Source organism: Listeria aquatica, from assembly GCF_014223975.1.
Taxonomy (GTDB): domain Bacteria; phylum Bacillota; class Bacilli; order Lactobacillales; family Listeriaceae; genus Listeria; species Listeria aquatica.
This window is the reverse complement of the sequence record NZ_JAARRM010000002.1, coordinates 433,960-456,052: the sequence shown is the minus strand read 5'-3', so window position 1 is coordinate 456,052 and position 22,093 is coordinate 433,960. Positions and strand designations below refer to the sequence as shown.

The following is a 22,093-nucleotide window of genomic DNA, read 5'->3' as shown; positions in this document are numbered from 1 at the left end:
AGGCCGAGAAATCGGCTTAGTCCTTTTTAAACCAAACAGATTAATCGACAGTTGGATTCGCTTAGTGATATGATACGAGAGATCTCTAGAGAAAGTAGGACGATTCATGATTTTAGTGATTGATGTTGGAAACACAAATTGTACGCTTGGCATTTACCAGGAAGATAAGCTGGTGCAGACATTTCGGATGGCGACGGATAAAGCGAGAACGGCAGATGAGCTTGGGATGCTAGTTTTGGGCTTCTTTCAGCAAGCTAGGATTAAACCGGCTGATGTGCATGCCATCACTATTTGTTCGGTGGTGCCACCTGTCATGCATGCAATCACGACGATGTGTCGCCGCTATTTTGAGATCGAGCCACTTGTTGTTGGGCCTGGGATTAAGACGGGACTCAATTTAAAAGTAGATAATCCGCGTGAAGTGGGAGCTGACCGGATTGTGAATGCTGTTGCGGCGATTCATGAATACGGGAAACCGGCCATTGTTGTGGATTTTGGAACAGCGACCACGTTTTGCTATATTGATGAAAAAGGCATGTACCGCGGCGGGGTAATTGCACCGGGGATTATGATCTCAACGGAGGCACTTTATACGAAAACGGCGAAGCTGCCACGTGTTGATATCACGGAACCGGAACATGTGATAGGAAAGTCAACGGTTAGTGCGATGGAAGCGGGAATTTTTTATGGTTTTATCGGGCAGTGTGAAGGTATCATTCGAGAAATGATGCGTGAAACGGATTCGAAACCAACGGTAGTTGCAACTGGAGGGCTTGCGCGGTTTATTACCGAGAAGTCTGAACTAGTTGATGTAGTAGATCCCTTCCTTACACTAAAAGGGTTGAACTTGCTTTATCAGCGAAATAAATCTTAAGGAGATAAGAAATATATGAGTGATTATTTAGTAAAAGCTTTGGCTTATAATGGATATGTTCGAATTTATGCGGCGGTGACGACAGAAACGATTCGTGAAGCGCAGGAGCGGCATGATACTTGGCCGGTCGCTTCAGCCGCACTGGGTCGGACGATGACTTCGACTCTATTTTTGGGTGCGATGCAAAAGGAAAATCAAAAGATTACGACGAAGGTTGAAGGAAATGGCCCAATTGGGACGATTATAGCGGATGGGGACACGGAAGGAACGATTCGTGGCTATGTGATGAATCCGCATGTTAACTTTGAAGAATTAAATAGCGCCCACAAGCTTGATGTTAGGCGTGGTGTTGGAACGGAAGGCACTCTTTCTGTGGTGAAAGATCTTGGGTTTGGTGAAAACTTTACAGGGCAAGTTCCAATCGTTTCTGGTGAGATTGGTGAAGATTTCACTTACTATCTCGCGAATTCGGAGCAAATAAATTCGTCAGTGGGTGTTGGTGTACTTGTTAATCCGGATACGAGCATTCGTGCAGCTGGTGGCTTTATGGTTCAACTACTTCCAGGTGCTGATGAGGCAATCATTGAGGAAATTGAACGTAATTTGGCAAGTTGTCCCACGGTTTCTCGCATGATTGACAGTGGTGAAACGCCGGAAGACATTATCGCACGTCTAGCAGGTGGGAAGGAAAACGCGCAGATTCTTGAAAAACTGCCTGTGAAGTTTGAGTGTAACTGTTCGAAAGAGCGCTTTAAGACGGCGATTCAATCGCTTGGTAAAGACGAAATTCGTGCGATGATTACAGAAGATCACGGTGCAGATACGGAATGCCACTTCTGCAGACGGCACTATGAGTTTTCGGAAAGTGATCTTGAAGAAATTTATCAAGAAGCAAAATAATGGATGTTGAAAGCTGTTCAGTTTATTTGAACAGCTTTTTTAGTGGGAAACTTTAAATTTGACAAAAAAGCTCGGAATTAGATAAAGTAAGAATAGAAATGAATGTGAGGAGCGAGGTAAATGAAAATTGTAAACTCAATAACGGATTTAATTGGAAAAACACCGATAGTTAAGCTGAACCGTCTACCTGATGTGGGAAGTGCGGATGTTTATGTGAAACTGGAATTTCAAAATCCGGGTGGAAGCGTGAAGGACCGGATTGCCAATGCGATGCTTGAGGAAGCAGAAAAAGAAGGTGTCATTAAACCGGGGGATACAATTATCGAGCCAACTAGTGGAAATACAGGGATTGGACTAGCGATGGTAGCGGCTGCTAAAGGGTACAAGGCAATTTTTGTAATGCCCGATACGATGAGTTTGGAACGCCGTAAACTGCTGCAAGCTTATGGAGCAGAACTTGTTTTAACGCCTGGGGCAGAAGGAATGAAAGGTGCGATTGCTAAAGCAGATGAACTAGCGAAAGAAAATGGCTATTTTATACCGCAACAATTCCATAATCCTGCTAATCCAAAGGTTCACGAAGAAACAACTGGACCTGAGATCGTAGAAGCGTTTGGCAAAGATGGTCTCGATGCTTTTATTGCGGGTGTTGGAACTGGTGGAACGGTCACTGGTGTCGGACACGTGCTTAAGAAAAATTATCCTGATGTTAAAATTTATGCACTTGAACCAGAAGAATCGCCTGTTTTGAGTGGCGGCGAACCGTCTCCACATAAAATTCAAGGAATTGGAGCGGGATTTGTTCCAGATACTTTAGATACGAAAGTCTATGATGGTATACTTAAAATTTCAAGTGAGGATGCGATTAAAACAGCACGTGAAGTAGCGAAGCAGGAAGGAATTCTTGCCGGTATTTCATCGGGAGCAACTATCAGAGCTGCACTAGATTTAGCAAAAGAGCTTGGAGAAGGGAAAAAAGTGCTGGCTGTTGTCGCAAGTAATGGGGAACGCTATTTAAGCACACCACTTTATGACTTTGACTAGCTAAATAAGAAAAAGTAAATAATTTTCTTAGTGAATTTTAATGATTTCCACAGCAAGAACACTTTTTTGTTAGGTAATATATGTTTATAAGCTAACAACAAGCAATTTTCATTCTTTCCCTTTTTTGAATGAAAATCCCAAAACTCCCTTTTGACCAATGTGGTTTACTCCCTTTTTCCACATTGGTTTTTTATGTACAAAAAGAATGGATGAGGAAAAGTTTCCTCTTTTCTTAGTAAATTTTCATGAAATACAAAGCGAATTTTATTTTTAAAACGATATGATCTATACATAAGCTAACAACAAACAACTTTTTCATTCTTTCCTTTTTTGAATGAAAACCCAAACTCCCTTTTTGACCGATGTGGTTTACTCCCTTTCTCCACATCGGTTTTTATATGCCTAAAAATAATGAGAGTATTTTTCTGGATTTCTTAGGAATTTATTATAGAATTCCAAGCTCTTTTTATTCGAAGTGAATTAAACTATATTTGTAAGTTAGCAACAAGTAAAACTTTTTCATTCTCCACCCCAGAGAATGATTACCCAAACTTCTCTTTTGGTCGATGTGGTTTTTACTCCCTTTTTTCCACATCGACTTTTTTATGTTTAAAATGAAAGAAAGTTTTTTTGATTCTTAGTGAACTTTCATAGAACTCCAAGCAGAATTTCTTTTTGATTCGTTAAGATGTATTTATAAGCTAACAACAAGCAAAACTTTTTCATTTTCTTTCTCCCAAAAGAATGAAATCCCAAAACTCCCTTTTTTGACCGATGTGGTTTTACTCCCTTTTTCCACATCGGTTTTTATGTACAAAAAATGAAGGAAAGCTTTTCTATTTCTTAGTGAATTATCATAAAATTCCCAGCTAGTTTTATTCTAGACTGGTTAGAATATATCTATAAGCTAACAACAAACAACTTTTTCATTTTCTTTCTCCCAAAAGAATGAAAATCCCAAAACTCCCTTTTTGACCGGTGCGGTTCACTCTCTTTTCCGCATCGGTTTTTTTGTGTCAAAAAATTCCACAGGAAGTGAGAAATGTGCCTTTCTAAGGGCTCCAATTTGCTATCAATATTTTGATGCGCTCCTCTAATTAAAACGCTTTCTTTTTTTTGTAAAACTAGCGTAAAGTGGCTGGATTTTTGCTATAATAACGATGAGGTGAACGGAATGAAAAAGTTATGGACGAAAGATCATCCAAGTATGGTAATGGGTATTTTAAATGTGACTCCTGATTCGTTTTCTGATGGAGGAAGATACATAGAGCTTGAAAAAGCAGTCGAACATGCCATCCAAATGGCAACTTATGGCGCTGAAATTATTGATATTGGTGCGATTTCAACGAGGCCAGGTCATGAGGCTGTTTCTAAAGAAGAGGAAAGAGAGCGTCTTTTGCCGGTCGTACGAGCTGTGCGAGCTGCACTTCCAGATATTTGGATTTCCGTTGATACTTGGCGAAGCGATGTGGCGGAGGAAGCTGTGCTTGCTGGAGCGGATTTCTTGAACGATCAGTGGGGGGCGAAATTTGATCCCCAGATAGCTGATGTGGCGGCTAAATATCAAATTCCCATTTGTTTGATGCACAATCGTAAAGATCAAGCGTATACAAATTTTATGGAAAATGTGAAGGAAGACTTACTAGAAAGTATACAGATTTGTAAAGCGGCAGGTGTGCCAGATGAGCACATTATCCTTGATCCTGGTTTTGGCTTTGTGAAAACTAAAAATCAAAATCTTGAGGTTTTGCGCCGTGTGGATGAACTTGTGGACTTAGGCTATGAAGTATTGCTTGGAACAAGTCGGAAAGGTACGATTGGTTGGGTACTGGATCTCCCAGCGGATCAGCGAGTGGAAGGTACGGGAGCCACGGTAGTTTATGGGATTACAAAAGGTTGCTCAATTGTACGTGTGCATGATGTGTTGCAGATTGCTCGGATGGTCAAAATGACGGATGCGATCACTGGGAAAGTGGTCTTGGATGAAGAGAAGGGATGAAGACATTGGATAAAATTTATATGAATGAACTAAGTTTTTATGGCTATCATGGTGTTTTGCCAGAGGAGAATAAGTTGGGACAGACATTCCAAATTTCGCTTGTCCTGCATCTATCAACGCGGAAGGCAGGGGAAACGGATAGCGTGGAAGATACAGTGAGCTATGCGGATGTGTATGAGACGGTGAGGGCGGTTGTTGAAGGGAAACGGTTTAAGTTGATTGAAGCGGTAGCGGAGACAATTGCGTCAGAAGTTTTGGCGGGGTATCCACTTCTTTTTCGGGTAACTGTCAAAGTGGTGAAGCCGAATCCGCCGATTCCTGGACATTATCACTCGGTTGCGGTAGAAATTGACCGGGAGCGTGGTCTTTAATGAAGACGGCTTATCTTTCGCTTGGGACGAACTTAGGAGATCGCTTGCAAAATTTGACGGATGCTGTGCAAATGCTGAATGCGTCAGATGGGATTTCTGTTGTGCGGGTTTCAAGTGTTTATCAGACGGATCCGGTTGGCTATGAAGATCAAGATATTTTTTTTAATATTGCGCTTGAAATTGAGACAAGTCTCTCGCCGGATGAACTGCTTCAGCGCTGTCTTGCGATTGAACTTGAGCTGGGGCGTGTTCGCTTATTTAAGTGGGGTCCGCGTTTGATTGATATTGATCTTTTACTTTATGAGAATGTTGAGATGGATACGGAGAAACTTAAAATTCCGCACCCTTATATGAAGGAGCGTGCTTTTGTGATGATCCCTTTGCAAGAAATTGCCGAACCGGTTGCGGCTGAATACTGGCAAGATGATTTGATCGCTGGGCAAACGGTTTTGAAGACAGATTTTCGAATTGAACAGTAAAAATGGCTTGCGAATCTTTGAATCTGTGTTAACATATCACTAGCGCAAGAATAAGGAACTTTTTTGAAAAGGAAGGGGTTTTTAAATGTTTCAAATTGGTGATGTGGAGATTAAGAATCGCGTGGTTGTTGCACCGATGGCCGGCATTTCGAACTCTGCGTTTAGGCTGACGGTAAAGGGATTTGGAGCAGGACTTGTTTGCTGTGAAATGATCAGTGACAAAGGGATTGCTTATCGCAACAAGAAAACGATTGATATGCTTTATATAGATGAGCGTGAAAAGCCGCTTAGTTTGCAAATTTTTGGCGGAGAAAAGGAAACGCTTGTTGAAGCGGCGAAATTCGTTGCTGAAAATACAACTGCAGATATTATAGATATTAATATGGGCTGTCCAGTGAATAAAATTATTAAGTGTGAAGCTGGAGCTAAGTGGTTACTTGATCCAAATAAAGTGCATGACATGGTGAAAGCGGTTGTGGAAGCGGTAGATAAACCGGTAACAGTGAAAATGCGAATTGGCTGGGACGATGAACATGTCTTCGCGGTTGAGAACGCTTTGGCTGCTGAAAGTGCAGGTGCTTCTGCGGTTGCCATGCATGGTAGAACGCGTGTGCAAATGTATGAAGGGAAAGCAAACTGGGATATTCTTCGTGATGTTAAACAAGCTGTTAAGATTCCGTTCATTGGAAATGGGGATGTGAAAACACCTGAAGATGCCAAGCGGATGCTTGAAGAAACGGGTGTTGACGGTGTTATGATTGGACGTGCGGCGCTTGGAAATCCGTGGATGATTTACCGGACGGTGAAATACTTAGAAACGGGTGAACTTCTTCCTGAACCGGAACCACGTGAAAAAATTGAAACGGCTTTACTTCATTTAGATCGTCTTGTTGCGCTAAAAGGTGAAAATATTGCGGTTCGAGAATTCAGGCAACATGCGGCTTATTATTTGAAAGGTGCTCGTGGAAGTACACGGGCGAAAGTAGCCGTCAACCAAGCGAGTGAAAAAGCAGAGATGGAAAAAATTCTGCGTGATTTTGTTGCTCAATATGAACAAAAAACGTTATCTAAACAATCTTGATACATGAAAAAGTTGTCTAATTTTTAATTTAGACAACTTTTTTTCGTTTTAGGCTAGAAAAAAGAGGGGGTTTAAGCGTATAATGGATACATCTGTAGATATTGAAAAGAATAGGAGTGTCATGACATGAGTCACGAAAATCACGAAGAATTAAACGACCAGCTGATTGTTCGCCGTGAAAAAGTGGATACACTGCGTGCTGAAGGCGTCGATCCTTTTGGCGGAAAATTTGACCGTACAGCAAGTCCAGAAGAATTAGAAGAAAAATACAAAGATAAATCAAAGGAAGAATTGGAAGAAGCAGATATTGAAGTATCCGTTGCGGGACGAATCATGACCAAACGTGTGAAAGGGAAGGTTGGTTTTACGCATATCCAAGATCGCTTCCACCAAATTCAAATTTATATTCGTAAAGATAATATTGGTGAAGAGGAATATGCGATTTTTAAACAAGCCGATTTAGGGGATATTATTGGAGTTAAGGGAACAGTATTCCGAACGAACACAGGAGAACTTTCGGTGAAAGCAACGAATTTTATGATGCTTACGAAAGCACTTCGTCCGCTTCCAGATAAATATCATGGTTTGAAAGATGTGGAGCAGCGCTATAGACAACGTTATTTGGATTTGATTACGAATGAAGAAAGTCAAAAGCGTTTTGTTATGCGCAGTCAGATTTTAAAATATACACGTGATTACTTGGATGATCATGGGTACTTAGAAGTCGAAACGCCAGTACTGCACACTGTAGCAGGTGGAGCCGCTGCTAAACCGTTTATTACGCATCATAATGCGCTGGATATGGATTTATATTTACGTATCGCACTTGAGCTTCACTTGAAACGTTTGATTGTGGGCGGCATGGATAAAGTATATGAAATTGGTCGAGTTTTCCGGAATGAAGGGATTTCGACGCGTCACAATCCTGAATTTACAATGCTTGAATCTTATGCGGCTTATGAAGATTTTGAAGATATCATGAATCTTGTGGAAGGTTTAGTTTCTTATGTTGCTGAAAAAGTAACTGGAGGAACAACGATTACTTATGGCGAGTATGAAGTGAATCTTGCGCCAAAATGGAGAAGAGTCCATATGGTCGATGCAGTGAAGGAATATACTGGGATTGACTTCTGGAATGTTACGACTGAGGAAGCGCGTGCGCTTGCGAAAGAACATCATGTGGAAATTACAGAGCATATGACTTACGGCCACATTTTAAATGAATTCTTTGAAACGTTTGTTGAAGAAAAATTGATTCAGCCGACTTTTGTTTATGGACATCCGATTGAGATTTCGCCGCTTGCGAAACAAAACAAAGAAGATGGCAGATTTACGGATCGGTTCGAACTTTTCATTGTGGGACGTGAACATGCGAATGCATTCTCGGAATTAAATGATCCAATTGATCAAAGAAAACGTTTTGAAGCTCAAATGGTTGAGCGAGAACAAGGGAACGATGAAGCGCATGAAATGGACGAAGACTTCCTGATTGCTCTTGAGCAAGGACTTCCGCCAACTGGTGGTCTTGGAATTGGAATGGACCGTTTGATCATGCTTCTTACAGACGCTCCTTCAATCCGTGATGTATTGCTTTTCCCAACGATGAAGCATCGCGATTAAACTGGGATGACTGGATTTAGAAGTGTTTAGTGTAGCCTAAAGATGGTGTGCTTGCGCTTCTAAATTATGCTGTTATAATAGAGATATTCAAATGAACGAAAACGTAGATGGGAAGAAGTACAAAGCGGGAAACTTAAAGAGAGAGTCCGGTGAGCTGGGAAGGACTTAGTGAAACGACTTTGGAAATGCATCCTGGAGTTCTTGCGGGAAATGAAGTATCGCAAGACGGCGCAGGTCGTTAAAACTAGTGATGAGGTGGGGCTTTTTAAGCTCAATCAGAGTGGAACCGCGCAAGGCGTCTCTGTTTTTATAGAGGCGTCTTTTTGTTTTGAATAAATGTTCGTTTGATGGGGAGTCTGCAAAAGAGGGATCTAGGAGGAAACGGCATGGTATGGAAAGTTAAGGAGGATTTGCGTGCGATCATGAAAAATGACCCAGCTACGCGAAATTATGTGGATGCATTTTTTACAAATGCGGGTGTCCACGCTATTTGGGCGTATCGATTGGCTCATTTTTTCTACAAGCGCAAACTCATACTTTTTTCAAAAATTATTTCGCAAGTTGCTCGATTTTTAACGAATATCGAAATTCATCCAGGTGCAGAACTTGGTCGGCGTTTATTTATTGATCATGGTGCTGGGGTTGTGATCGGGGAAACGGTCGAGCTTGGAACGGATGTAGTGCTATTTCATGGGGTAACGCTTGGTGGAACCGGAAAACATACGGGAAAACGCCATCCAACAGTGAAAAATGGCGCGTTGATCTCGGCTGGTGTGAAAGTGCTTGGTCCCGTGACGATTGGTGAGGAATCAAAAATTGGTGCGGGAGCTGTGGTTTTGAAAGATGTTCCACCTTATGCGACGGTAGTTGGGATTCCAGCCAAGGTTGTTAGGATTAATGGCAAATCTGTGGCACATGCTGAACCGGATTTAGAAGGTTTATATGAACGAATTGAAGTTTTAGAAAAGAAACTAGCTCAATATGAGGAGAAAAAGGAGTCGATGGATAAATGACTTTGCAGATTTATAATACGCTCACGCGAGAGAAGGAAACTTTTAAGCCTATTGAAGATGGAAAAGTGAGAATGTATGTTTGTGGTCCAACGGTTTATAACTACATTCATATTGGCAATGCTCGTCCGATCATTGTTTTTGATACGGTGCGTCGCTATTTGACTTACCGCGGTTATAATGTTAACTTTGTTTCGAATTTTACGGATGTGGATGATAAATTGATCAGGGCTGCGGAAGAATTGAAACTCACGGTACCTGAAGTTGCGGATAAGTTTATTGGTGCGTATTTTGATGATGTTGATCGTTTGAATGTCGCGAAGGCAACTGTGAATCCGCGTGTTACAGAAAATATGGATGAAATTATTGAATTTATTTCTGCGCTGATCGATAAAGGCTTTGCTTATGAATCAGGTGGAGATGTTTATTACAGGACGCGAAAATTTGCCGATTATGGTAAGCTTTCCCATCAGCCGATTGAAGATTTGCGCCACGGCGCGCGAGTTGAAACCAATGAGCTGAAAGAAGAGCAATTAGATTTTACGCTTTGGAAAAAAGCAAAGCCTGGTGAAATTTATTGGGAAAGTCCTTTTGGAAACGGGCGGCCTGGTTGGCACATTGAGTGCTCTACGCTTGCCAAGAAATATTTAGGGGATATGATTGATATTCATGCGGGTGGACAAGATTTGATTTTTCCTCATCATGAAGATGAAATTGCGCAATCGGAATCTTTAACAGGGCATACATTTGCTAATTACTGGATGCATAATGGGTTTTTAAATATTGATGGCGAGAAAATGTCGAAGTCACTTGGCAATTTTATCACCTTACATGATCTTCTCGAAGAAATTGATCCAAATGTGATTCGCTTTTTCATGCTTTCTGTGCAATATCGTCGGCCGATATCGCTTAGTGATGCGACGCTCAATGATGCTGCTAATGGTTTAGAGCGCCTGCAAACGGCGTATCAAAATTTGAAATATCGTCTTGAAACGGTTGAAGAGGACCACTTTGAATTGGAACATCAAGATGAATGGCTTGAACAGCTTACTGAATTGAAGCAACAATTTGAAGCGGAAATGGATGATGATTTTAATACGGCGAATGCGATTACGGCTTTCTATGAACTCGCAAAGCGTTCTAATATTTATTTAGCGCAGGACAAAGTTTCGGTAACGGTTCTCCGTGAGTTCTTGAGTATGTTACAGCTTTTTGCTAATGTCTTGGGTATTAAATTGGAGCAAGTAGCTGTTTCGGGGCTAGAAGATGCAGAGATCGATGAGCTGATTGAGGAACGGCTTCAAGCGCGAAATGAACGCAACTTTGCACGTGCAGACGAAATTCGTGATTTGCTGAAAGAAAAGAATATCATCTTAGAAGATACGGCGCATGGCACGCGCTGGAAACGGGGTTAAGCGATGCCTGGAGTTAAAGATTATAAACAGTTAAATGGCTTAACGCTCGCATATATGGGCGATGCGGTTTATGAAAAATTTATTCGTGAGCACTTGCTTGTGTCGGGGAAAACGAAACCTAATCAGCTCCATAAGACGGCGACTAAATACGTTTCTGCAAAAGGGCAAGCGAAAGTTTTAAATCGACTTTTGGAAAGTGGCTTTTTGACAGAAGAAGAGGAAGCGATCTACCGGCGTGGTCGAAATGCAAAGTCACATTCGGTTCCGAAAAATACGGATCTTGCGACTTATAATTTATCGACGGCTTTTGAAGCGGTTATTGGCTACCTGTATTTAGGTGAGGAAGAAAAGCGGCTGAACGAATGGCTGATTTTGGCAGTGCAAACGATTGAGGAGGAGAATCTGGATGGCAAAAAATGAAGATTGGATTGGTGGGCGAAATCCGGTTCTCGAGGCATTACGCTCAGGACGGGAAATTCAACAAATTTTAGTTGCAGAAGGCTCGAACAAAGGTGTTATGCAACAAGTGATTCGTCTTGCGAAGGACCGGAAGATCGATGTACGGTTTGTGCCAAAAGTCAAAATTGATAAGGTTGCAGAAGGTGCTCATCAAGGGGTTGCGGCACAAGTGGCTGCTTATCATTACTATGAGCTAGATGATTTATTTAAGCGTGCCGAAGAAAAAGGAGAGCAGCCATTTTTTATTATTTTGGATGAACTGGAAGATCCGCACAACTTAGGCTCAATTATGCGGACGGCGGATGCTGTTGGCGCGCATGGCATTATCATTCCTAAAAGACGTTCGGTTAGTTTGACGCAAACGGTTGCTAAAGCATCGACAGGAGCCATTGAATATATTCCGGTTGTGCGAGTGACGAATATTTCGCAAACAATGGAAGAGTTGCAAAAGCGTGGACTATGGATTTTTGGGACGGATGCGTCTTGTAGCAGTGATTATCGCACAATGGATGCGGAACTCGCGCTAGCGCTTGTGATCGGTAGTGAAGGAAAAGGGATGAGCCGATTAGTTCGTGAGAAATGTGATTTTCTTATTCATTTGCCGATGGTAGGACAAGTAACCTCACTCAATGCTTCAGTTGCTGCAAGTCTTTTGATGTATGAAGTTTATCGCAAGCGAAATCCGTTGGAGAGCTAAATGATGAAGCGGATATTGCTTGTTGATGGCTATAATGTCATAGGTGCCTGGCCGAATTTAAGCCGTTTAAAGGATCATGATCTTGAATCAGCTAGGAATACACTTGTTGAATGGATGGCTGAATATCAAAGTTATTCGGGTTACAAGGTTGTCGTTGTGTTTGATGCCCAGTATGTTCGGGGTATTAAAAGAAAGCTTCGTCAAAATAATGTGGATGTGATTTTCACGAAGGAAGATGAAACCGCGGATGAATATATTGAACGTAAAGCGGTAGAATGGAAAAATGCTAAGACACAGATCATGGTTGCGACGAGTGATTATGCGGAACAATGGGCTATTTTTGGTCAGGGGGCACTTCGGATTTCTTCGCGAGAACTTTTGTTTGAAATTCAAGAAATGGGTCGTGATATTGATAAGAAAATTAAAAGTATCCAAGAAGAAAAGCCTAAATCGAAACTAAACTTGGATTCTGAAGTGATTGAGCAGTTAGAAAATTGGCGAAGAGGCGAAAAATAGTCGTTGACGGCAGAAGTTCTGGTTCGTTATAATAAGGCAACTTAAAAATCTTCTTGAAAAGGAGTTTAGCCGATAGTGAAGCGTGAAAAAAAAGAAGAACGTAATGAACTCGATTTGCTTGAACTTGCTCGAGAAGGGGATGCGGATGCGCTTGAATATTTCTTTTCGAAATACCAGCCGGTTATTTACTGGAAGGCTACGCAATATTTTTTGCAAGGAGCCGAACGGGATGATTTGATTCAAGAAGCTATGATTGGTCTTTTTAAAGCGATTCGCGATTTTGATCCGGAAAAGGAAGCCTCGTTCAAGTCATTTGCGGAAATGTGTATTAATAGACAATTGCTTTCGGCTGTGAAGCGCTCGCTAAGAAAGAAGAATATGCCGCTCAATCAGTCAATTTCGCTGGATACGCCACTTACTTCGGATGAAGAATCGGTGGACTGGACGTTATTAGATGTGATTTCAGAAAAACAAGCTGAAACTCCGGAAGATTTTTTGATAAAAAATGAAGATTTGACTGGGGCAGTCAAAAAATTAGAACAAGTTACTAGCCCATTTGAAAAAAAAGTTTTGCAGCAGTATTTAGAAGGAAGAAGCTATCAAGAAATGGCTGAGAGCTTTGATGTGAAGGAAAAATCGATTGATAATGCCCTGCAGCGCATTAAAAGAAAAATGGGGCAGGAACTTTCTTGAGTAAAAACTGTAACAAAATATTCACAGAATTGGGTTTGACGTTTGGGGTCGACTAGTGATATATTTATAAAGGTGAATAGTCTTCTTTGAAACACCACGGAGTGAATAGTATCGGAGTTGAAAGAAGTCAATGAAAAAGAAAACTTCACTTGCATGTAGCGAGTGTGGCTCAAGAAATTACACAGTAAGTGCCAGTGGATCAAATAAGCAGGTTCGATTAGAAGTGAAGAAGTTTTGCCGGCACTGTAATAAACACACTTTACATCGAGAAACGAAATAGAGGTATTGGAGGTTTATCAAGCATGTCCGCAATTACGAGATTCTTTAAAAATGTAGCGTCTGAAATGAGCAAAGTAACATGGCCGACGCGTCAAGAAATGGTGAAATATACAGTAACTGTAGTAATCACAGTTATTCTTTTTGCTGTCTTCTTCATGGTCTTAGATTTTGGAATTGAACAATTGATTCAACTTCTTATGTAAAAGCTAGGATTTTTAAAAAAAGAGTGCTATAATACTACTTGAGCTAAAACCCGATTGATACGGGTTTTTTGTTTTGAGAAAAATGAGTCTGAAGATAAATGATTAATTTTGAAGGAGGAAGGCAGCACAGGCTGTCAAAAAATGTGATGGAAAAAAATTGGTATGTGGTTCACACTTATTCCGGTTATGAAAACAAGGTGAAAGCAAATCTTGAAAAACGTGTAGAATCAATGGGCATGTCGGATAAAATTTTCCGTGTAATCGTCCCTGAAGAAGAAGAAACAGAAGTTAAAAATGGCAAAACAAAAACAATCAAACGGAAAACTTTTCCTGGTTATGTGCTAGTTGAAATTGTGATGACGGATGATTCTTGGTACGTCGTACGGAACACGCCAGGCGTAACTGGCTTTGTTGGTTCAGCAGGATCAGGATCAAAACCAACACCGCTTCTTCCAGATGAAGCAGACCGAATCCTGAAAAGTATGGGAATGGTCGACAAAGCTGCAGAAGCTGATTTTGAAATTGGTGAAACAGTTATGGTTAAAGAAGGGCCATTTGCGGATTACTCTGGTAAAGTGGACGAAATGGACTTTGATAAAGGTAAAGCCAAAGTTATGGTTAACATGTTCGGGCGGGAAACGCCAGTTGAAGTTGACTTTGACCAAGTTGAAAAAATTTAACTTATAAAACAGTTCGCGCAAGCGGGCTGTTTTTTTATGTGACTTTTAAATGCAACGAATTTGTGAACAATTAGCGAGCGCACTTCCTTTTTTTTCATACACGTATTCTAAAAGCCATGTTGCTATGCTACACTGAAACGTGACTAAAATGACATCAAGGAGGAGTTTCAACATGTTAAAAAGAATAGTAGCAGTTAGTTTTGGAATGGTTTTGATAGCGGGAAGTATGGGTCTGATAAATGTCTACGCCGCTGGAAATACGAAGGATACAACATTTGACTTGCTTTTGAGACCATCTGCTAAATCTGCGGATTATAATCAAACGGGGTTTCGAAAGAAGAATAATACGTCAGCTGTATATATGAAAGTTAATTATGTGAAAAATAAGAAAAATAGGGTGCCTGCGTGGGTTCTTGGTGGTAACGGATGGACAAGTAAAAATTGTTCTGGCGGAAACTACTATAACGCGCATATCAGAGGAATAAAGCGAATGACAAACTATGTTCGAGAAGAAGGAAGAACGAGTGCAGCAATTAAGACAGGTGCTGACCCGAGACAAACGAATAATGTAGAAGGTGTTTGGAGCCCTGATTCGAGAAGATGATATACGCTCGATCGGTTGAAAATGAGCCGCGAATTTATATAGGCTTGCAGCAAAGGAGTGAACATACACAGATATGCATCATTATTTTATTCAAAGAATTTTGCACAAAAGGTCTTTTCAAATTGCATTGCTTATCGGAACGCTCTTGTCTTTGTTTTATTTGATTGCAGATGTTTTTCCAAACCGTTTATATGGTGGCTCACCATACACTAGATGGATTGAAAGTTTTACGGGTTCAGAGGTTCCGCAATTGCTATTTATGCTTATGCCGATTATTTCGGCGATGGCAGCGGCGGATATTTATGCAGTTGATAAGAAAAATGGCTTTTTCGCTCACATTTACACGAAAAATTTGCGAAAAAAATATTTTATAAATTTATATGGTTATAATTTTTTATTTGCAGGTTTAAGTTTTGTTTTTCCTCTACTACTCAATATTTATGGCTGCTTCATGTTGCTGCCGAATCACCCACCGGATTTGTTAGTGACAACAAGTGAAGCCGTTCCCCAGATGTTTTCAACCACTTTATTTCCAGCGCTTTATTATGCCCATCCATTTTTACATATCTTGCTTTATGTTGGGATTGCATTTTTGTCTGCTGGGATGTATGCCGCAATTGCGCTTTCCGTTAGCTTTTTTGTTAAATCTAGCTTTTTGATTTTCCTTTCAGCTTTTATCATTGATTATATTTGGACTTATTTGATTCCAATTGATTTGAATGATAGTATTTCCTATTTTCCAACGGTATTTTCGAGGCAAATTTCAACACCGATCTTGTCCTTTGAAATCATGTTGGTCGTTTGGGGATCGGGTGCTTTGCTGGCAAGTGTGCTCTATGTTATCGGGGTAAAAAAGTATGTGGTCAAATAAGTTTCTACGAGTTATCTGGATGGATTTAGTGGAGAAAAAATGGCTGTTTCTAGGAGTTTGGATTGTTGCGAGTGCAGCGATCGTTAAAACAGTAATGGAAACGAAAAACGAAAGTACCTTGCTTGTTGTTGGAAACTTTGGGGATGGAGCTTATGAAAAATTGATACTACCTTCATTCTTGATTTTGCTGTACATCTTTACAGGGAACTCACTAGAGTTAAATCGAATATTTGCTTGTGGTGGAAGGAAGCAAGTATTTGGAGAATTATTAAGGCGAGTAATTTTTACTACCCTTCTTTATGTTTTTTGTTATGCCTTTATCGTTTTCGCTGTGGTCGCAATAAAATATGGAGCGTCATCTTTGTTTTTTTCACTGCTTTTTAAAGTTACTTTTACCTTGCTTAGTTTTTTATTCTTTATGGGTATCAGTTTTGTAATTCTTGTACTTGTTACGAAGTATTTTATTTTTTCGATGATAGTTTTAGTGGCGATTCCATTTGTCGATCAAACAATTGATGTGTATTTTAATCGAACTTTTATTGTTTCTAAGGCTTTTTGGGATGGTGAATCCCCTTTGTTTTGGCAAGATGCGACTTTGAATGCGATTTATTTTGTTGGGTTAAGTATTTTAGTGCTTGTATTGCTCGAGGGGATCATCAAACAGAAAAGTTTTTACTAAGTGGGAGGAGTCTCTTTGAGTCAACTTTTTTTATTAATACAACGTGATGGACACTTGCTTTTCGCTCGAAGTTGGAAACGGCTTTTAGTTGCAGGAATTGTTCTGGCTGGGATTATTTTAAAAGAAATGCAAGGCTTTCACGATGAACAGCAAGCGAGTATTGGCGATTTGTTTGCTGTGATGGCTAGCGGAGTGACGGTAGAAGCTATTCGAGATCATGCACTTCTCTTCCCATATACGTGGTTTTTCATGCTTGTACTTCCTGTTGTGATCTCTTTTGATTTTGTGCGAGCAGATTTATTTGGCGGAGCCAGTCATATTCTTGCAAAGTCTTCTCGAAAAATTTACTGGCTAAGTAAATGTGTAGTTCTTGTCTTGATGAATTGTGGGATTTGTCTGGGATATCTAGGAATTATTGCAGGATTTGGCTATTTTATGGGGCTAGATGATTTTTCTCTAGAAGGAATTATTTTTGTGCTTGCTTTTTTGTGGCTCGGCATGACCATAAGCTGTTTGATTTTTTCGCTCTTGTTGTTGTTTGTAAGAGAAATTACGGGGATTATGTTTACGATGATATTAGTCTGTAGCGGACTTCGGAGCACGAATCTTATTTTCCCGACAGGGCATTTCATGTGGATTCGACATTCAGAGTTTACGCGTTTTGCTATCTCAGATTCAATCACGGTTATTTATGGAATTTGTTTGCTTGGGATAATCCTCATCATGGGGCTTATTGGCATTGACAGAATAGATATTTTAACAGCAAAGAGTGAGGAGTGAACGGATGGAAACTTGTATTGAACTTAGGGAAGTTAGTAAAAGCATAAAAGGAAAAATGGTGTTGGATCATGTTTCAGTGGATTTTGGAAAGAATCAAATTATTGGCATTCGCGGTGAGAATGGTTCGGGAAAAACAATGCTACTGCGTGCTATTGCGGGGCTCATCAAAGTGCAAGGTGAAATCAAAATTGATCAAGTGAAGCAACTTACAAACGGGGATTTTGCTAGAGAAATGGGTATTTTGATTGAGCATCCGGGTTTTTTGAATGAATTTACAGGTTATAAAAATTTAGAATTATTGGCGCTTTTGAATAGAAAGAAAAACGAGATTGATGAAGAAATCATAGAAACGTTAAAAGCTGTGGGGTTGGATCCTTATGATAAACGAAAATTTAGCAAATATTCATTGGGAATGAAACAGCGTCTTGGAATTGCACAAGCGATTATTTTTAGACCCGAAGTTATTTTGCTTGATGAGCCGACGAATGCAATTGATGAAGTGGGGATCAAGGAAATGAAGCGCCTTTTTTTAGAATTGCGTAGGCAAGGAGCGACTTTGATTATTGCAAGCCATGACTCGTTGTTCTTGCAAGGATTGGCAGATGTGACTTTTAGTATGAAAAATGGCTGTTTAAGCGCAGGTGAGGCATGATGAAAAGAAAGGTGATTTTTTGGTGCTTATTTATTCTTTTTGTGGGTATTTTTATTTCTGCGAGTGCTCTTCGGTACATGTACTTGAATGCATCTGGATATGAAATTAGTGAAAGGACTTGTCAGTTTAATCGTGAGGTGGCTATGGACAAATTGACGTACCGAGTTGGTGAGCCAAGAGTAGAGAAGGTCTATAGCAAGAGCTATGGAGATGAAGTTTTACGCTATTTCGTTCCGTTTCAAGCTGAAAATAAAAAAACGGATAGTCTAGTGAAACAGAAGGTTGCAATTGACAATTTAGTTATTGTGAGTGGCGGAAGAAAATGGGAGGTAGATCCGTTTGCTTCGAAAAAACTTAAAGTAAACCAGGGAATAAAGTGGGTTCTTCAACCTGGAGAAAAGACAAGTGGCGAGATGTTGATTGAAATTCCAATCGATAAAAAGGGCGAGGGCTACTATACAGCAGATGTCTTAAAGAAATATCAATTATATTTTGTGGAGCGTCATAAACGAGGAGCCGATAAATATAAATTTCAAAACTAACCTTGCTATCATGCTTGAATAATGGTATCATGTAAAAGTACGTTTTTGCGTACTTTTTGTCGTGGGAGGGGAAATCTCAATCCCCATCATAACCACAGCACGGACTTAAGGAGGTATGTCTCGTGGCTAAGAAAGTTATCAAAGAAGTGAAGCTTCAAATTCCAGCAGGTAAAGCAAATCCTGCACCTCCAGTCGGACCTGCACTAGGTCAAGCTGGTGTAAACATCATGGGCTTCTGTAAAGAGTTTAATGCTCGTACAGCCGATCAAGCTGGTCTTATCATTCCTGTTGTTATCAGTGTATTTGAAGACCGTTCGTTTACGTTCATCACTAAGACTCCGCCAGCTGCTGTTTTGCTTAAAAAAGCTGCTAAAGTGGAAAAAGGATCTGGTGAACCTAACCGTAACAAAGTTGCTAAAGTAACTCGTGCTCAAGTACAAGAAATTGCTGAACTTAAAATGCCTGACCTAAATGCTGCAAACGTTGAGTCTGCAATGCGTATGGTTGAAGGTACAGCTCGTTCTATGGGATTCACTGTAGAAGACTAAGTTTAAGTAATTCTGAACAATAAGGAGGAAAAGAAATGGCTAAGAAAGGTAAAAAGTATCAAGAAGCTTTGAAAAAAGTAGATACAGCAAAAGCATATTCTGTTGAAGAAGCAGTAGCGCTTGCTAAAGAAATTGATTTCGCCGGTTTCGATGCAACTGTTGAAGTAGCATTCCGTCTTGGCGTAGATCCTAAAAAAGCAGATCAACAAATCCGTGGTGCCGTAGTACTTCCAAATGGTACTGGTAAAACTCAACGTGTTTTAGTGTTCGCTAAAGGAGAAAAAGCAAAAGAAGCAGAAGCTGCTGGCGCTGACTTCGTTGGAGATGCTGAATATGTTGAAAAAATCAACCAAGGTTGGTTTGACTTCGACGTAATCGTAGCTACACCTGACATGATGGGTGAAGTTGGTAAACTAGGCCGTGTGCTTGGACCAAAAGGCTTAATGCCAAACCCTAAAACTGGTACAGTTACGATGGATGTAACAAAAGCAGTAAACGAAATTAAAGCTGGTAAAGTAGAATACCGTGTTGATAAAGCCGGAAATATTCATACTGCAATCGGAAAAGTTTCGTTTGATACGGATAAACTAATTGAAAACTTCCGCACTGTAAATGATGTGCTTCAAAAAGCTAAACCAGCGGCAGCTAAAGGAACTTACGTGAAACATTTGAGCGTAACGACAACTTTTGGTCCTGGAATTCAAGTAGATCCAGCGTCGCTTTAATACTAGCTTGACGCCCTCATGGTTTTTTGTTAAACTAATGGAGGCTTATAAGTGAATATCCTTACCGTAGACAGCAGGTACACAATTGTGTTTAAATTTGCCCGCCGAGGAGATTAACGATAAAGACAGTTTTTGCTGTCTTCTCGACCCTTGCTGATACGGTGGCAAGGGTCATTTTTATGTAGCTGATATCGTTTTGGACGGAGGTGTAAAAATGAGTGCAATCTTAGATGCTAAGAAAAACAATGTTGAAGAAATTACAACAAAACTTACAGACAGTGTATCTACAATTATTGTAGACTATCGTGGACTTAATGTAGCAGAAGTTACTGAATTACGTAAACAATTACGTGAAGCTGGTGTGGACTTCAAAGTTTACAAAAACACGATGGTACGCCGTGCTGTTGAAGCAAAAGGTTTTGACGGACTTGAAGAAGTTCTAACTGGACCAAATGCTATTGCGTTCAGTAATGACGATGCTGTTCTTCCTGCTAAAATTTTGAATGATTTCGCGAAAGATCACGAAGCACTTGAAATTAAAGCGGGTATTATTGAAGGTAAAGTATCATCTGTAAGCGAAGTCAAAGCTCTTGCAACACTTCCATCGCGCGAAGGTTTGCTATCCATGCTTTGCAACGTGTTACAAGCGCCAGTCCGCAACTTCGCACTTGCTGCGAAAGCTGTAGCTGACCAAAAAGAAGAACAAGAAGCTTAAGTTTATCGAAAGGGAATTTAGTCCCCTAATAAAAAACATTAAATGGAGGAATTTTAAAATGGCTTTAAACATTGAAGAAATCATTGCTTCTGTTAAAGAAGCATCTGTACTAGAACTTAACGATTTAGTAAAAGCAATCGAAGAAGAATTTGGCGTAACTGCAGCAGCTCCTGTAGCTGTAGCAGCTGCTGGCGGTGCTGCTGGTGGTGCTGAAGAACAAACTGAATTCACTGTAGAACTTACTTCTGCTGGGGATTCTAAAATCAAAGTTATCAAAGTGGTTCGTGAAATCACTGGTCTTGGCTTGAAAGAAGCTAAAGAATTAGTAGATAACGCTCCAAAACCACTTAAAGAAGGTGCTTCTAAAGAAGAAGCTGAAGAAATCAAAGCTAAACTTGAAGAAGTTGGCGCTAGCGTAGAAGCTAAATAATTTTGCTTTGAGCAAACAAAAAGCCTGTCAGGAATTTTATTCTGGCAGGCTTTTTTTGTATTCGCGAGGTGTCATGCCGACTTCGCTAAGAAAAGCTCTATTGAATGACCGAACTGAGGTGAAGCCGGCGAGATCGGATATTTGGCTAAAGGATAGTGAAGTTGTTTGGATGAAACTTTTGGCGTAGCTAATTTTAATAAATGTTGTGAGCTCGCGAGCGTTCATCTGGAAAGTTGTTTGAAGGGCTTGTTCAATGTTTTTTCGAGATGTAAAAAAGACTTTTTCAAGGCTGGAAAGGGAAAGATCTAGTTTGAAATTTTCTGTCATGTACATGTAAATTTGAAAAGCAAGAGTGGGTTCAGCTTTTTTGGAAGCTTCTCTATGGTACTCTTTAGGTGTTTCTTTGTAGAGGTGTTTGAATTGACGGTTGAAACTAGGGAAAGACCGAAAACCGACATTAGAAGCAATTGTTTTTATTGGTAGATCTGTTACTTGTATGAGAGCTCTTGCGTGATTAAAACGAATTTGGGTAAGGTTTTGCAGTAAGTTCTTTCCAGTTAGTGCTTTTAATTCTTGATTGAGCCGTTCGGGTGTGGCATTAAAATGTTGAGCTACTTTTGTGGTGCTGAGGGGCTCGGCAAAATGATAGTGCAAATGCCGAAGAGCTTTCCAGCCGGGTGTGGTAATGAATTTTGGTTTTTCTTTGTAGATGTATCTCAAGTAAAGCAAAATGATTTTTGTGACATTGGCGAGAACTAACGTTTCAAATAGGGGTGCGCGAATTTCAGCTTCTTGCAGTGCTTCGTTAAATAACTTTTCTAGTTGCTCGGCGTTTGGATAAGTGATAACGGGCGAAAAGTGATTTTGAAACATCATTTTATGTAGTTGTTCTTGATTTGGACCATCGAGAATTTGTAATAGAACTCGAAGTGGAAAAGAAATTTCAATGACTTCTAAATTTTTTGCTTCGGTTAAGCTTGTTGAATGATAGGGGAAAATCCAAGATAGTGAGCCACGTGAGATGGGATAGTTTATCCCGTTGATTTTAATGGTTCCATGGCCTGAAATTGTTGCAAATAAACGAATGCGACCGGTTTCGTGATCTTTGCGTGCCGCGTTTGTTGAATGTTTATACACGCTGAAGCTTGGTTCTTCCCAAAAGGTATTATGATAAGGGTTGTGATAAGTTTGTGCCACTGTTTGTCACCTCCTTTTTATTATAGCTTG

Annotated in this window: 28 protein-coding genes and 2 other annotated features; of the genes, 27 read left to right on the top strand and 1 reads right to left on the bottom strand. The window is 40.3% G+C overall.

The genetic code is table 11. From position 1 onward, the window contains the following. Positions 1-106 precede the first annotated feature (106 nt). The 27 genes from HB912_RS08130 to rplL all read left to right on the top strand — a co-directional run bounded on the left by HB912_RS08130 (position 107) and on the right by rplL (position 20,866). Positions 107-874, top strand: coding sequence for a type III pantothenate kinase (locus tag HB912_RS08130; RefSeq protein ID WP_185373633.1), 768 nt, complete (start codon positions 107-109; stop codon positions 872-874). Between the two features lie 15 nt (positions 875-889). Next, positions 890-1,774 (top strand): Hsp33 family molecular chaperone HslO, encoded by an 885-nt coding sequence (hslO, locus tag HB912_RS08125; protein ID WP_185373631.1) that lies wholly within the window; start codon positions 890-892, stop codon positions 1,772-1,774. Positions 1,775-1,894: 120 nt separating this feature from the next. Continuing rightward, positions 1,895-2,818, top strand: a complete 924-nt coding sequence (gene cysK / locus HB912_RS08120) for a cysteine synthase A (protein ID WP_185373629.1) — start codon at positions 1,895-1,897, stop codon at positions 2,816-2,818. Positions 2,819-3,992: 1,174 nt separating this feature from the next. After that, on the top strand, positions 3,993-4,817 hold the full coding sequence (gene folP, locus HB912_RS08115; protein ID WP_185373627.1) for a dihydropteroate synthase: 825 nt from the start codon (positions 3,993-3,995) through the stop codon (positions 4,815-4,817). Positions 4,818-4,822: 5 nt separating this feature from the next. Continuing rightward, a complete protein-coding gene (folB, locus tag HB912_RS08110) occupies positions 4,823-5,188 on the top strand; it encodes a dihydroneopterin aldolase (protein WP_185373625.1) in 366 nt (121 codons plus the stop codon). Beyond that, complete coding sequence (gene folK / locus HB912_RS08105) at positions 5,188-5,667, top strand: 2-amino-4-hydroxy-6-hydroxymethyldihydropteridine diphosphokinase (protein ID WP_185373623.1); 480 nt, start codon at positions 5,188-5,190, stop codon at positions 5,665-5,667. Before folB ends, folK begins: the two co-directional genes overlap by 1 nt. Before the next feature lie 85 nt (positions 5,668-5,752). After that, the gene (gene dusB, locus HB912_RS08100; RefSeq protein WP_185373621.1) at positions 5,753-6,748 is read left to right on the top strand and encodes a tRNA dihydrouridine synthase DusB; all 996 of its coding nucleotides are present in this window, start codon (positions 5,753-5,755) and stop codon (positions 6,746-6,748) included. 126 nt (positions 6,749-6,874) lie between these two features. After that, positions 6,875-8,368, top strand: coding sequence for a lysine--tRNA ligase (gene lysS, locus HB912_RS08095; protein WP_185373620.1), 1,494 nt, complete (start codon positions 6,875-6,877; stop codon positions 8,366-8,368). A 95-nt stretch (positions 8,369-8,463) separates the two neighbouring features. Next, positions 8,464-8,674, top strand: a binding site (T-box leader). A gap of 80 nt (positions 8,675-8,754) precedes the next feature. Beyond that, a complete protein-coding gene (gene epsC / locus HB912_RS08090; RefSeq protein ID WP_036070106.1) occupies positions 8,755-9,381 on the top strand; it encodes a serine O-acetyltransferase EpsC in 627 nt (208 codons plus the stop codon). Continuing rightward, entirely contained in the window at positions 9,378-10,793 is a 1,416-nt protein-coding gene (gene cysS, locus HB912_RS08085) for a cysteine--tRNA ligase (protein WP_185373618.1), read from the top strand. The genes epsC and cysS overlap by 4 nt, the downstream gene beginning before the upstream one ends. A 3-nt stretch (positions 10,794-10,796) precedes the next feature. Continuing rightward, positions 10,797-11,213, top strand: a complete 417-nt coding sequence (locus tag HB912_RS08080; RefSeq protein ID WP_185373616.1) for a Mini-ribonuclease 3 — start codon at positions 10,797-10,799, stop codon at positions 11,211-11,213. Next, positions 11,200-11,949, top strand: coding sequence for a 23S rRNA (guanosine(2251)-2'-O)-methyltransferase RlmB (rlmB, locus tag HB912_RS08075; protein ID WP_036070114.1), 750 nt, complete (start codon positions 11,200-11,202; stop codon positions 11,947-11,949). Before HB912_RS08080 ends, rlmB begins: the two co-directional genes overlap by 14 nt. A gap of 3 nt (positions 11,950-11,952) precedes the next feature. Then, positions 11,953-12,465, top strand: coding sequence for an NYN domain-containing protein (locus HB912_RS08070; RefSeq protein WP_185373809.1), 513 nt, complete (start codon positions 11,953-11,955; stop codon positions 12,463-12,465). Positions 12,466-12,540: 75 nt separating this feature from the next. Next, positions 12,541-13,158 (top strand): RNA polymerase factor sigma-70, encoded by a 618-nt coding sequence (locus HB912_RS08065; protein ID WP_185373614.1) that lies wholly within the window; start codon positions 12,541-12,543, stop codon positions 13,156-13,158. A 130-nt stretch (positions 13,159-13,288) separates the two neighbouring features. After that, positions 13,289-13,438, top strand: a complete 150-nt coding sequence (rpmG, locus tag HB912_RS08060; protein ID WP_077913506.1) for a 50S ribosomal protein L33 — start codon at positions 13,289-13,291, stop codon at positions 13,436-13,438. 22 nt (positions 13,439-13,460) lie between these two features. Then, complete coding sequence (gene secE / locus HB912_RS08055; RefSeq protein ID WP_036070117.1) at positions 13,461-13,640, top strand: preprotein translocase subunit SecE; 180 nt, start codon at positions 13,461-13,463, stop codon at positions 13,638-13,640. Between the two features lie 146 nt (positions 13,641-13,786). Beyond that, positions 13,787-14,320, top strand: coding sequence for a transcription termination/antitermination protein NusG (gene nusG, locus HB912_RS08050; protein ID WP_036070118.1), 534 nt, complete (start codon positions 13,787-13,789; stop codon positions 14,318-14,320). A gap of 172 nt (positions 14,321-14,492) precedes the next feature. Then, positions 14,493-14,924 carry a DUF2712 domain-containing protein gene (locus tag HB912_RS08045; RefSeq protein ID WP_185373612.1) on the top strand — a complete coding sequence of 144 codons (432 nt, stop codon included), beginning with the start codon at positions 14,493-14,495 and terminating at the stop codon, positions 14,922-14,924. 73 nt (positions 14,925-14,997) lie between these two features. Continuing rightward, entirely contained in the window at positions 14,998-15,795 is a 798-nt protein-coding gene (locus HB912_RS08040) for a hypothetical protein (protein WP_185373610.1), read from the top strand. Positions 15,796-15,814: 19 nt separating this feature from the next. Then, on the top strand, positions 15,815-16,474 hold the full coding sequence (locus HB912_RS08035; RefSeq protein WP_185373608.1) for a hypothetical protein: 660 nt from the start codon (positions 15,815-15,817) through the stop codon (positions 16,472-16,474). 15 nt (positions 16,475-16,489) lie between these two features. Further along, positions 16,490-17,254, top strand: a complete 765-nt coding sequence (locus tag HB912_RS08030; RefSeq protein ID WP_185373606.1) for a hypothetical protein — start codon at positions 16,490-16,492, stop codon at positions 17,252-17,254. Between the two features lie 4 nt (positions 17,255-17,258). Continuing rightward, on the top strand, positions 17,259-17,906 hold the full coding sequence (locus HB912_RS08025; protein ID WP_185373604.1) for an ATP-binding cassette domain-containing protein: 648 nt from the start codon (positions 17,259-17,261) through the stop codon (positions 17,904-17,906). Further along, positions 17,903-18,448 (top strand): hypothetical protein, encoded by a 546-nt coding sequence (locus HB912_RS08020; RefSeq protein ID WP_185373602.1) that lies wholly within the window; start codon positions 17,903-17,905, stop codon positions 18,446-18,448. The genes HB912_RS08025 and HB912_RS08020 overlap by 4 nt, the downstream gene beginning before the upstream one ends. Before the next feature lie 122 nt (positions 18,449-18,570). Next, positions 18,571-18,996 (top strand): 50S ribosomal protein L11, encoded by a 426-nt coding sequence (gene rplK, locus HB912_RS08015; protein ID WP_036070142.1) that lies wholly within the window; start codon positions 18,571-18,573, stop codon positions 18,994-18,996. 35 nt (positions 18,997-19,031) lie between these two features. Continuing rightward, positions 19,032-19,721, top strand: a complete 690-nt coding sequence (gene rplA, locus HB912_RS08010) for a 50S ribosomal protein L1 (RefSeq protein ID WP_036070143.1) — start codon at positions 19,032-19,034, stop codon at positions 19,719-19,721. Between the two features lie 46 nt (positions 19,722-19,767). Next, positions 19,768-19,910, top strand: a sequence feature (ribosomal protein L10 leader region). 25 nt (positions 19,911-19,935) lie between these two features. Then, positions 19,936-20,436 (top strand): 50S ribosomal protein L10, encoded by a 501-nt coding sequence (rplJ, locus tag HB912_RS08005; protein ID WP_036070145.1) that lies wholly within the window; start codon positions 19,936-19,938, stop codon positions 20,434-20,436. Between the two features lie 58 nt (positions 20,437-20,494). Beyond that, positions 20,495-20,866 (top strand): 50S ribosomal protein L7/L12, encoded by a 372-nt coding sequence (gene rplL / locus HB912_RS08000; RefSeq protein ID WP_036070147.1) that lies wholly within the window; start codon positions 20,495-20,497, stop codon positions 20,864-20,866. Between the two features lie 36 nt (positions 20,867-20,902). Here the strand turns inward: rplL and HB912_RS13365 are convergent, their stop codons facing one another. Next, positions 20,903-22,063 (bottom strand): helix-turn-helix domain-containing protein, encoded by a 1,161-nt coding sequence (locus HB912_RS13365; protein WP_185373601.1) that lies wholly within the window; start codon positions 22,061-22,063, stop codon positions 20,903-20,905. Positions 22,064-22,093: the final 30 nt, after the last annotated feature.